Source organism: Acetobacter sacchari (assembly GCF_017377715.1).
GTDB lineage: Bacteria > Pseudomonadota > Alphaproteobacteria > Acetobacterales > Acetobacteraceae > Acetobacter > Acetobacter sacchari.
The window spans coordinates 18,122-30,291 of the sequence record NZ_JAFVMF010000016.1 but is presented as its reverse complement, the minus strand read 5'-3'; the positions used below and the strand labels follow the sequence as shown (position 1 = coordinate 30,291).

Below are 12,170 nucleotides of genomic sequence, written 5' to 3'. Positions count from 1 at the left end.
TCCGGGAGGGTATGCGACCGGTGGGACGTCCTCAGGAGCACGATCGAGGGCGCGATCCTCGTCGTGGCCGGAAGGACGCCCGAATGGTCGCTGGCCTGAACGCGATGTCGCGCTTTCCGGCGCAGTGTCGGTATGAACGTCAGCATCCACCATGGCCGCTTCCCGAGCGGCCCTTGTCTTGCGCGTCGATTTCATGACGGGTTCTTGACGGCGTATATCGTCATGTTCTCCCACACGCGCATGACGTAGCCGCGCGTTTCCGTGTAAGGAATGGTCTCGATCCAGTCGAGCATCGCGTCCTGATCGCCGCCCGTTCGCGCGGGGTCTCCGGCCGATTCCAGCCATTGGCTGACGCGGTGCGGACCGGCGTTGTAACCGGCGGCGGCGTAAGGCGCGACCCCGCCGAACTTGTCATAGATCTGCCCGAGATATGTCGTGCCAAGCTGCATATTGATCGATGGATCGCGTAGCGTGCCGCCATCGACGGCGATCGAACCGCCGCCATTGCGCGAGACGAGCCGCGCCATGTCGCGCGCCGTGCCGGGCAGAAGCTGCATGAGGCCGATAGCCCCGGAACCACTGGCGATTTCGGGGTCGAAGCTGCTTTCCTGCCGCATCAGACCGAGCGCGAAACCGGGGGGAAGGGAGGAGGGCGGCGGCGTCACTGGCGCGGGCCAGCCCAGAGCGGGAAGAGCAAGGCCCTCTCGCCCGTCCCGCCGCGCCACGGCGACGGCAACGTCCTGCAACCCGAGCCGCGTCGCGAAAGCGGCCAGAGCGCTGCGCTCTCCCGCGTTCGTCGTCTGCCCGAGCAGCATCGTCAGAAATTCGCGCGCGTGTCTTTTGTCGCCCCACGCTACGAGAATGCGCGCGGCCTGCGCCAGATCGCTGCTGGCGATTGTCCGCACGGCGACGGACGACGCAACCGGATCTCCGGACGCATCGAACCGCTGCAGGGCCGTCTTGACGGACGCGGGCACTGAGCCGGGAGAAAGCAGGGTGGCGCCATCATGGGCCAGCGCCGAGATCGCCATCTGTCCGTAGAACGTCTGCGGCCATTGCGAAGCCTGCCGCCATGCGGCCTCGCTTCCCGCAGCGTCGCCCGCCGCCGTACGCGCGCGGCCGAGCCAGTAATAGCCTCCGCTGCGAACGATCAGCGATCGAGACTGCGCGACGGTTGTGAAGTGCTGTGTGGCCGTCGTCGCGTCGTGGAGTCGTCGCAATGCGATCCAGCCGCTCAGGAATGCGGCGTCAGCGCTGTGGACGTCCGTCGCGGGCATTGCGTCGTCGGCGATTGCGAAAGCGTCCGCGTCGCGACCCTGCGCCAGCAACGCACGGGCGAGGGCGTCTCGTTCAGTCCAGAAGGCCGTCGCAGCGCCAGCCTCGCTGGCGCGACGCTCCGCCGTCATGCCTTCGGATTTCCACAGGGCCAGCGCATCGTCGAGGCGCTCCGCCTTACGCAGCCAACGCAGGCGGTCGAGTGCGAGAACCGGGTCGCTGCGCCTTGCTGCGGGCACGTTGGCGAGCAGCGCTTCCGCGCCGGGATCGTTGCGGTGGAAAGCGACCCGGGCGGTCGCAAGCGCCGCCAGATCGGCGGGAAGAAGCTGCGCCGTCTGGCTCGCCGCCGTCAGTTGGCCGGATCTTTCCTCGCGTTGAAACCGAGCCCAGTTATCCTGCGTGGACAGATCGGCCGCGAAGAGGGAGCGCAGCAAGGCCGCGTCCTGCGCGCCGTCGTTCGCATCGCGCCACGCCGCACGTCCGGCCGCCCGCAATGAGGGCGTCGCGCCGAGCACCGCGACACACCGCGACAGGGCGCGCGCAGCGTTGAGCGAGGCCGAAGCGCAGAGCGAGCGGGCGACGCCGTCGTCAGGTTCGTCGGCCAGCGCTTTCTGGAAACGCGTTTCGATCAGCTTCCAGTGCGGCCAGACCGGTTTGGTGGCGAGAAACTGCGCATATGTCGACGCGGGAATCTCGCCGGGAGACGGAGCGACGAGCTGCCGCCAGACGGTTAGCCGATCTGTCAGCTTCATCGACACGACAGCGACTGGCTGTGTCGGAACCGTCGGCGCGGTCGTTATGGCGGGAGCGGAGTAGGCGGGCGGATCAGCGGGGTCGGGCGCTCCGGCGCAGGACGACAGAAGGACTGCGCTGGCTACCCCGGCGTGCAGGAACGATTTCTTCAATGCATCACGCCCCAGACGTCGTTGCCGCCACGGATAATCAGTTCAATGGCCACGCCGAGCACGACCAGCAGTCCCAGCCACGCGATCCAGCGAAAACGTTCGAGCAGGCGCGCGATCAGCGACGCCGCGACGGCCATCAGCAGGACCGAGAAAGCAAGGCCGGTGACGAGCACCCAGGTGTGCTCCGCTGCAGCGCCTGCGACCGCGAGCACGTTGTCGAGACTCATGGACAGGTCGGCGACGATAATTCGGAATATCGCCGCCCGCAGTGCGCCGGGCGCCGGAGTCGCGTCGTCAGTGTGATGATCCGGTCCGCGCAATTCGCGGTACATGCGCCAGCAGACCCATAACAGCAGCAATCCTCCCGCCAGCCGCAGGCCAATGATCGCAAGCATCTGCGTGGCGATGAGCGCCAGGCCCAGTCGAATGATGGCGGCCGCCGCGACGCCGACGATGACCGCGATACGTCGTTGTTCGGCGGCGAGGCGGCGAACGGCGAGGCCGACGACGATGGCGTTGTCGCCAGCGAGCGTGACGTCGATCAGCACCACCTGAGCGAGAGCGGTGATGGCGGCGAGGGAAAACATGTCGGAAATAATCGTGCTCCGGTGCTGGCTCCGCTCCATCGGAGCAGACGCCATACTTTAGCTAACCACCTGGAAAAGATTAAGGGGGCGCGCGGCGGCTCGTCGTGCGCGCGGGCGGCTGGTTTCAGGATGCGCGACTGCTCTCGCCGCGCGGCGAGATGACGCGGTGGCGCACGACCTCACCGACGATGATCAGAGCAGGACTCTTCACATTTTCCGTAATAGCCTTCGCAGGAAGGGTGGCTAGGTCGCCGGCGATCACGCGCTGTTCGGGACGTGTGCCGTTCTCCACCAGCGCGGCGGGCCAGTTTGCGGGCAGGCCGTGCGTCTGCAACTGCGCTGAGAGAGAGGCGAGGCCGCCGAGGCCCATGTAGATTACGACTGTCTGTCCATGCCGGGCTATTGTGTCCCATGGCAGATCCAGTTCGCCGTCGGCGCGGGCGTGTCCCGTCAGAAACAGGCAGGACTGCGCACAATCGCGATGGGTGAGGGGAATGCCGGCGGTCGCAGCGCATCCGTTCGCAGCCGACACGCCGGGCAGGATCCTGAACGGGACGCCAGCCGCCATAAGCGCCTCAACTTCCTCCCCCCCGCGTCCGAAGATGAACGGGTCGCCGCCTTTCAGGCGAAGGACGCGCTCTCCGGCGCGGGCGCGCCGCACGAGTTCCTCGTTGATCTGGTCCTGCGGCAGCACATGGTCGCTACGCGCCTTGCCGACGAAGATTCGCTCGGCGTCGCGTCGCACGCGTTCAAGGATTTCGGGTGGAAGCAGACGATCGTAGAGCACGCTGTCGGCGTTCTGCATCAGTCGCAGTGCGCCGAGGGTGAGCATGTCCGGGTCCCCCGGCCCGGCGCCGACAAGCCAGACCTCGCCCATCCGCTCGCCCTGGCCACGGGCCAGTCGCTCCAGTGTTTGCGTGGCGAGGTCTTCCTGTCCGGCGAGCGCCTGTTCGGCTCCCGGCCCGTCGAGAAACGCCTCCCAGACACGTCGTCGCGTATCCGCTCCGGGATGGATGGCGTTCATCTCGGGCCTGCGGGCGCGCATGAAGCGCGCGAGCGCGTCGAGGCGACCGGGCAGCATCGCTTCGATCTTTTCGCGCAGACGTCGCGCGAGAACGGGTGCTGCGCCGGAGGTGGAGATCGCGACCTGCACCGGTCCCCGCCGCACGATGGCGGGCGTGATGAAGGTTGACGCCTCCGGGTCGTCCACGGCGCAGACCGGTATGTTCGCGGCACCGGCGATCCGGGCGACCGCACGGTTTACACTGCGATCATCGGTGGCGGCGAAGACGACGCGGGCGCCGGGGAGCAGGGATTCCAGCAGGGTCTCGCTCACCGCCTGCGCGACGTGCTCGATGCGTCCGTCCCGATGCAGTCTCGCGAGCTCCGGGCAGAGTTCAGGCGCCAGGACGACGACATGCGCGCGGGCGGCGACGAGCAGCGCAGTCTTGTTCGCGCCTATGGCGCCTCCACCGACCACTAGGGCGCGGGCGCCGCCGCCAAGACGCAGGACAAGGGGGAACCATGCGTCGTCTTCGGCGTCCGCCTCGGAGGCCCGCGTCTCGGCCTCGGCGTCGTCGTGGAGCGCCTCTTCATACGGGATTTCCTGTTTGTCCGGATCGGAAAGCCCTTCAGGCCGTTGCACTGTCATAAGCTCCTCCGCCGGGTTCAGGTCTGGCCGACGCAACCGGCAAAGCGGCGTCAGAGTCTCGTCCGTCTACGCAGACAACGCCTTAAAACTGTTGTTTTGACGAATATCGTTGTCTTGTCAGATGTTTCCGTCCGATCGGACGATGCTCTAGCGAATTGGCGCAGTCCGATCCAGCCCGATCGGCGCAGCCATCAGGTCTAGGAACCGCTGGCGTGGCGTTCCGACCGTTCCAGGCCGAACGTGGAAATCAGCCGCGCTGCGTCAACAGGCAGATCAGCGTGAAAAGCCGCCGGGCGGTGGGTCGGTCCATGGCGATTTTCCCGTCGAGGCGCTCCATCAGAAGATCGGCGGCTTCGTCATGGATACCGCGGCGCCCCATGTCGATCGCCTGCACCTTGCTGCGATTGCCTTCTTCCATGGCGGCTTCGAAGCTGTCGATCATCAGCGCGTAATCCTTGAGAAGCCGCCCGAACGGCGTCAGGGATATGAGCTGTGCGTGTAGCGGTTGATCTTCCTCGCTGCGGACGTCGAAGACCAGTCCCTGATGGCCGCTGACGGAAAGGTGCAGAATGAACGGTCCGGTAAGTCCAACAGGCCGGAAATGCGCGGTCTGGCAGAGGTCCACGATCGCCTGTTCACGGTCGCGTTGACGCGCCGGATTTGCGTCGGCGGCGGTGTCCAGCGCAGATGCGAGAACGACGCCGATCAGGGCGTCGGGCCTGTCAGGCGGCAGCGTTGGTTCGTTGCTGCGGTTCCGATCGTGAAAGAGCTTCGTCACTCTGAAATCTCCGCCCCGTTTCGGGCTGGCGCCCCGGGTTATCGTTTTGTGGCTGCTTTTATTTTTCTTCGTCGTTCGGGGTCGATCGCCGGTAATCTGGCATAGCATGCGGTTTAAATCTCGCGGAAAATCCCGATGCTGCTCGAAGGTAAGTCTAATTATTGGCCTTGTTGATCTTTTTTGACCTCGCGACGTTACCTATGCGCGACGTTACGGTGCAACCGGCGTGGCGCGTGGCAGATGATCGAGAGCGCGATGCAGGTTTTTGTCCAGCTGAGTTACGGTTACGGGGCGCGGGTTTGGCACGACCTCTGGACCCGGGGCAAGGTCATCGGCGTCAACGAGAAATACGCCTATGGATATTACCGCGCAGCTGGGCCGAACGTCGTCATCGAGCAGTCCGAGGATCTGGTCGAGCCGTTACCGTCCAAGGCGGTCCGCTATGCAGTGCGGCTGCTCCTCGGCTTCGATTTTGTGCACGCCTGGCGCAATCGTCACGGGATACGCAAGGCGGACATAGTCTGGACCCACACGGAGGCCCAGAGTCTTGCCACGGCGATGGTTTTGCTGCTGTCGCGTGGACGTAAGCCGCGTCTGCTCGCCCAGTCGGTGTGGCTCGTGGATCGATGGCCGCGGCGCAATAGCCTTCAGAAAGCTCTGTATCGGTTTCTGCTCAACAAGGCGGACCTGTTGACCTTCCATTCTCCGGACAACCGCACCGTTGCGGCCCGGATGTTTCCGACCCGCCGCACGGAGGTGGTTCTCTTCGGCATCAACGCCGACACGGTGCGCTCGCACCCGTTCAGGGAGGTTGCGCGCGACGTGCGCATCCTCTCTCTCGGCAACGATGAGCACAGGGACTGGAAAACGCTCGTTGCGGCAGGACGTCGCATCCATGGCGAGGTGAGGATCATATCGCGGGCGAAGGCGGCCAACGACGCGGTCGTCGGGGCAACGGGCGCGTCGGTCGTGACTGTGCAGAACAACGACGAATTGTGGGCCCAGTACGAGTGGGCGGACATCGTCGTCGTGCCACTGCTGCCGAACCTGCACGCCTCCGGTTGTACGGTGGTTCAGGAGGCGACGTTGATGGGTCTCCCCGTCATTGCGACGGATGTTGGCGGCCTGCGCGAATATTTCGACGAGACCGCAGTTCGTTATGTGCAGCCAGGCGACGCGCATGAACTCACTCTTGCGATCAACGAGATCGCGGCCGATCCCGGGTTGCGAGTGCGCATGGTGGCCAATGCGCAGGCGCGGATGAAGACGGTCGTGAATTCGCAGGTTTACGCAGAACGTCACGTCGAGCTGTCGCGACAGTTGCTCGGTCGGTAAAAGCGACGCCGGTGAAGTTCAGCGCCGAGGGGCGCGCCGCAAGTGGCTTTGTTTGCGGTTTGTTATTTATTCCGGCTCCGGCTTCTACATTTCTGGCTCTGCTACGTAGTCATCAGCACGGTTCTGCTTGTCAGGCGTCCCGCTTGCTCTTATGAGGGTGCGCCAACGGTCGGGGACCCGAGGCGAGCCGCCAAAACGGCCTGCCCTTGAGGAGACGTCCGGAAACGAGCGGCGTGTTTTGCGCTGTCGATTTTCCGAACGCACAGGGCTGCAGGCTTGGGCCTGTCATGCAGTTGGGTCGCCCGCTTCACTCAGAGGGGTTCCCGCGCCATGGCGACTAGAGGCACACAGTTCGGCTCACTCTATGACCGTATCACCGAAGCGCTGGCGTTCGACGATGTGCTCGTCGTTCCGGCGGCCTCCGACGTGCTGCCCGCGCACGCCGACACGCGCACACGCCTTACCCGCACCATTGATCTGAACATCCCGCTGATCTCCGCCGCGATGGACACGGTCACGGAGTCGGCCATGGCGATCGCGATGGCGCAGCAAGGCGGCCTTGGCGTCATCCATAAGAATCTGGACCCCGAGGAGCAGGCCGAGCATGTCCGCCGCGTCAAGCGGTTCGAGTCCGGCATGGTCGTCAACCCGGTTACGGTTGGTCCTGAACAGACGCTCGCAGAAGTGCGGACGATCATGGCGCGCAACGGAATCAGCGGCCTGCCGGTGGTTGAGCCCGGCACGCAGGTTCTGGTCGGCGTTCTGACCAACCGCGACGTGCGCTTCGCGACTGATCCCAAGCAACGCGTCGCCGAGCTGATGACGCATGAAAATCTGGTCACGGTGCGGCATGGCGCGGACCCAGCCGTTGCGCGTCAGCTCCTGCACAAGCATCGGATCGAAAAGCTGCTGGTGGTTGACGATTCCAACCGTTGCGTCGGCATCATCACCGTGAAGGACATGGACAAGGCGGTCGCTCATCCGCTGGCGATCAAGGACGGCCTCGGCCGCCTGCGTTGCGCTGCCGCGACGGGCGTGGGCGAGGACGGCTTCAGCCGTGCGCGCCTGCTGATAGAGGCTGGCGTCGACGTGCTGGTGGTCGACACCGCGCACGGTCACTCCTCAGGCGTGCTGCGCGCGGTCGAGCGGATCAAGTCCGTTGACGGCTCGGTGCAGGTCATTGCGGGGAACGTTGCAACGCCGGAAGCGGCTGAAGCCCTGATCGACGTCGGCGCTGACGGCGTGAAAATCGGCATCGGGCCGGGCTCCATCTGCACGACCCGCATTGTCGCAGGCGTCGGTGTGCCGCAGTTCTCTGCGGTGCTTGAGACGGCTGCAGCCTGCCATGGGCGCGACACGCCCGCCATCGCCGACGGCGGTGTCCGGAATTCGGGCGATCTGGTCAAGGCGATCGGCGCGGGCGCTGACGTGGTGATGGTAGGGTCGCTTCTCGCTGGCACGGAAGAGGCGCCAGGCGAAGTGTTCCTCTATGAGGGGCGTTCCTACAAATCCTATCGCGGTATGGGTAGCCTCGGCGCCATGGCGCGGGGATCCGCAGACCGTTACTTTCAGCAGGAAGTCAAGGACACCCACAAGATGGTGCCGGAAGGCATCGAGGGGCGGGTCGCTTACAAGGGCGCGATGGGCGCGGTGGTGCATCAGCTCGTCGGCGGCCTGAAGGCGGGCATGGGCTACACGGGTTCAGCCCACCTGCGCGACCTGCAGACGCGCACGCGGTTCCGCCGGATCACCGGAGCGGGGCTGCGCGAGAGCCACGTCCACGATGTCTCCATCACACGTGAAGCGCCGAATTACCGGCGCGACTGATCTGCGCGTCCGCGCGCGGCGTCTTGTAAGGCGCGTGCGGACGAACCGGATTTTGCGGGACGCGCGTTGGCCGCGTTCCTGACGCTTGTGGCGTCGGCGCCAGTTTCTGTTTCAGGATATTCATGACCCCCTCCGCCCGGCTCGCCGCCGCCATTGATCTTTTGACCGCCATGGACGCCACACCGCGCCGTCCGGCGGACGCCGTCGCCAACGCGTTCTTTCGCGAACGTCGCTTTATCGGCGGGGGAGACAGACGCGCCATTTCCGTGATCGTGTGGGACGTGCTGCGGCATTGGCGGCGCGTCGCATGGCGCCTGGAACAGGTTGGGGCTTCTGCGACGCCGCGCTTGCGCGTCGCCGCCCGGCGGATGGAACAGGGGGATAGCCTCGGCGCATTGTCCCAGGGCTTCGTTGAGGGACGGTTCGCGCCTGGCGCCTTGAGCGCGGACGAACGTCACGCGTTGGACAAGCTGACACAGTCCGACGCCGCTTCACTTGAGGGTGCGCCGCGCGCCGTAAGGCTTGAGATCCCGGACTGGCTGCTGCCGCATCTGGAGCAGCGATTCGGCGATACGCTTGAGGCGGAGCTTGCAGCGATGGCGCGGGAGGCGACGCTCGACCTCCGCGTCAATACGTTACGGGGCGATCGGGAGGCCGCGCGCAAGGCGCTGGCGCGAGACGGGCTGCATGCCGACCCGACCGAACTGTCTCGGTGGGGTCTACGCCTGCCGGGCCGTCTGCCGGTTACGAGCAGCGCCGCTTTCAAGGACGGCCTTGTCGAAATTCAGGACGAAGGCAGCCAGCTTGTCGTGGCGATGCTCGGCGCCGGGCCGGACATGCGCGTGCTCGATTACTGTGCGGGCGCGGGCGGCAAGACGCTGGCCATCGCCATGACGATGGCGAACAAGGGGCATATCGTGGCGTGCGACGTTTCCGAGCCACGGCTGGAGGGGGCGGTGCGTCGACTGCGTCGCGCCGGCGTGCATAATGTCGAGAGACATCTGCTTGTCCCGGGCGACAAGTGGGCGAAACGTCGGGCCGCGAGTTTCGACCGCGTGCTGGTGGACGCGCCATGCACCGGGACGGGGACGTGGCGGCGCAATCCGGATGCTCGCGTAAGGCTGGAAGAGGCGGACCTTACCGAGCTGACTGTGAAACAGCGCGAGATTCTTGATCGCGCTGCGGCTCTGGTGAAGCCGGGCGGGCGTATGGTCTACGCCACATGCTCGGTTCTGGATGCTGAAAACCAGAACCAGATCGATGCATTTCTCGCACGCAATCCGGCGTTTTATCTCGCGCCGCCCGATATGCGCGATGTGCCTGAGGTCTTGGCGGGTTCGCCGATCCTGTCGCTGTCGCCGGGCAGGAACGGAACCGACGGGTTCTTCGCCGCCGTTCTGGAACGCGCGCCGAGTGCTGTTTCCGAGGGGTAAGGCCCGGCTCGCGCCGCTGAGTCTGGGTGATTGCTGCGGAGGGTCTTGTCGCGGACGAAGGCGCTCGCCGGGTAATGTTTTTTGTTGTGACAGGCTGGCCGGGCAGCTTGTGGCGTCGCAGGTTAGAGGGAGAGGCTGGCCGTGCTTCTCTGTGTCTTATTAATTGGGCGGCGTCGATCACGCGGTCGGGTGAGCTTCTAATAATAAGAACAATATCAATGCTGTCGTGCCGGGGAAGCCAGCATCGTCAAAGCATGTTCGGCGGTACGCTGCACGGGGCGTATGTATGCAAGGCTGCGTGGTCGGTTTTTGAATTCTATCTTTTTCGGGATATTTTCAATACGATTATCTGGAATTAATATCGTTATTCGCTGATGAATATTGTGTAGTCAATATTCATTCCGATAATGAAGTTTCCGATTGATGCGATAAAGAGGTGGTGTTTTTAGGGGGGGGATTGTTAATGATTATTACAACGGAGCATGGATCTTTTTTAGCCATTTCTGATGGCAGGTTGATGACAAAAGAAAAATCGTCAGAAATTGGCTGTGTAAAAGTAGGAAAATTTTTTGTTATTTATGATGGTGAGAGAGGTAAAAAATTAAAAATATTTGATTCCGGCCGAATGTCTTATGGACATTTAGTCGAAGTGGTTCATCATATTGATGGTAATTTCTCTATCTTGTATTTAGAAGATAGGAAATTTCTTTGTGCGACGCCCACGGGTGGACATGATGGTTGCAGTTACATTGAGCCGAGAGCGAGCGTCAGCGCCTGGGAGTTGTACCGCTCGACCGCAGGTGTGGTTTTTGACGCCCGCTCAATGTACGACTTCGATTTCAGAGAGAATGATATCGACGCCGTCAAAGAACTTCTCCTGTCTGATCTTGATCTGTTGGAGAAACGAGCAATCTTTTCCTGCGTGTTGAGTAACTGTCGGGACGTTTTAGTCAAGGAAATTGCACAGAGATTCCTTGTCGATCCGTCATTTTTGAGCCTGATTTCACAATTGTTCGACAATGACCTTGAGTCTGACATAAAAGATTTGGCTCGGTGGCTTGGGGAGGGAAGGCCAGAGAGCGGATATTATGACTTGAGGGCGGCGTCATCAGAGATTTCGCGAACGAGTCTGCCTCAATACAAATTGGATACAGAAGAATTTTTACGCTTTGCGGCAAGGTGTTGCGTGAAGCCTATAAAGAAATCCTGCGTTGTGACCACGATCCGCAATGAAGGGATATATATACTGGACTGGGTTGCACATTATCGGGCAATTGGCGTTGATAAGATAATTATCTACAGCAATAATAATACGGATGGATCTGAAGAAATTCTTAAAGCGTTGAGCGATACTGGTCTGATAACTTGGTGCGATGGACATGTGAAGCAGGGCGATAATGCCCAGGGGAAGAGCTATTCGCACTGCCTTATGCTGAATAAAGAGATTCTTAATTACGAATGGTCCATATTTGTGGATATGGATGAATTTTTGTGTTTCGATAAAAATATGTTTTCTGATGTAAATGATTTTCTCGACTGGCACTCTCTGTCACGAGAGGATGTCATCGCGGTGAATTGGCGTTTTGTTGGTTCGTCCGGTCAAAAAAAACGGAACAATGCTTCGATTTACAGTCGGTTTTTCAGCTGGGGAGCGATAGACCCTCATATAAAATCAATATTTAAACCACGAAATTTCTATGGGGCATGCCCACATGAACCTGTCTCTGATCCGCGTCGAAATTCCGTAATGGTTGCTGCGAACAAAAAACCTTACATCCCGTTGGAGAGAGCTTCGGGGAACGCATTATCTGAATCGCCTCTTGCATCACACGCACAAATTTATCATTATTTTCTCAAATCCGCTGAGGAGTTTTTGTGGAAATTCTCTAGAAACAGAGGTGATTTTCCAGCTATTTCCGAAGATATATTTGTTAATATTGTAGACATGTCGGCGTTTTTAGATGTTTTTTTAAGCTCATTCGATCAAATAGGCGAGGAGGATGGTGGCGTTATGATGCAGCGACAAATTCCATTGAACCTTCAGGAGCATGAACGACTGCTGGGCGTTGCCGCAATTCGTCAGGCCAATAGTAACGTTCAGAAATTATATGATATAAGAGTAAGAAAATTGAAAAACGAGTTTCGGCTTGTTGCTCCCCGTTCCCCGCAGATGGAAATGTTGGCGGCCATGCTGGATGACGAAAGAGTGTCCTGAATTGGGAGTGCGTGCTTGTGTGTGCCCTGCGAAGGTGGGCTAGGTTGGCTCCTTATGCGGTTCTGGTATGGGCGTTCACCTCCTTATAGTGCGCTATGCACGCAAGTTTTTCAGCATCAATTCACGAAAAAGTAGAGTTTGGTTGACGCGTGGCCGTAGTTCGC

8 protein-coding genes are annotated in these 12,170 nt (G+C 61.5%); 4 read left to right on the top strand and 4 right to left on the bottom strand.

The features are described 5' to 3' along the window. Positions 1-191 precede the first annotated feature (191 nt). From J2D73_RS14360 to J2D73_RS14345, 4 genes are all read right to left on the bottom strand, one after another. The gene (locus J2D73_RS14360) at positions 192-2,180 is read right to left on the bottom strand and encodes a lytic transglycosylase domain-containing protein (protein ID WP_207882387.1); all 1,989 of its coding nucleotides are present in this window, start codon (positions 2,178-2,180) and stop codon (positions 192-194) included. Next, entirely contained in the window at positions 2,177-2,767 is a 591-nt protein-coding gene (locus J2D73_RS14355) for a YjbE family putative metal transport protein (RefSeq protein ID WP_207882497.1), read from the bottom strand. The genes J2D73_RS14360 and J2D73_RS14355 overlap by 4 nt, the downstream gene beginning before the upstream one ends. Positions 2,768-2,891: 124 nt before the next feature. Then, entirely contained in the window at positions 2,892-4,418 is a 1,527-nt protein-coding gene (gene cysG / locus J2D73_RS14350; protein ID WP_207882384.1) for a siroheme synthase CysG, read from the bottom strand. 247 nt (positions 4,419-4,665) lie between these two features. Then, positions 4,666-5,196: a UPF0262 family protein gene (locus J2D73_RS14345; protein ID WP_086642799.1), complete on the bottom strand. Its 531-nt coding sequence runs from the start codon at positions 5,194-5,196 to the stop codon at positions 4,666-4,668. Positions 5,197-5,436: 240 nt separating this feature from the next. Here J2D73_RS14345 and J2D73_RS14340 point away from each other — a divergent pair, with 240 nt between their 5' ends. The 4 genes from J2D73_RS14340 to J2D73_RS14325 all read left to right on the top strand — a co-directional run bounded on the left by J2D73_RS14340 (position 5,437) and on the right by J2D73_RS14325 (position 12,006). After that, on the top strand, positions 5,437-6,531 hold the full coding sequence (locus J2D73_RS14340; RefSeq protein WP_207882382.1) for a glycosyltransferase family 4 protein: 1,095 nt from the start codon (positions 5,437-5,439) through the stop codon (positions 6,529-6,531). Between the two features lie 330 nt (positions 6,532-6,861). After that, positions 6,862-8,358 carry an IMP dehydrogenase gene (guaB, locus tag J2D73_RS14335; protein ID WP_207882379.1) on the top strand — a complete coding sequence of 499 codons (1,497 nt, stop codon included), beginning with the start codon at positions 6,862-6,864 and terminating at the stop codon, positions 8,356-8,358. A gap of 122 nt (positions 8,359-8,480) precedes the next feature. Next, positions 8,481-9,791: an RsmB/NOP family class I SAM-dependent RNA methyltransferase gene (locus J2D73_RS14330; protein ID WP_207882372.1), complete on the top strand. Its 1,311-nt coding sequence runs from the start codon at positions 8,481-8,483 to the stop codon at positions 9,789-9,791. A 463-nt stretch (positions 9,792-10,254) separates the two neighbouring features. Further along, positions 10,255-12,006, top strand: a complete 1,752-nt coding sequence (locus J2D73_RS14325; RefSeq protein ID WP_207882370.1) for a glycosyltransferase family 2 protein — start codon at positions 10,255-10,257, stop codon at positions 12,004-12,006. The last annotated feature ends 164 nt before the right edge of the window (positions 12,007-12,170 follow it).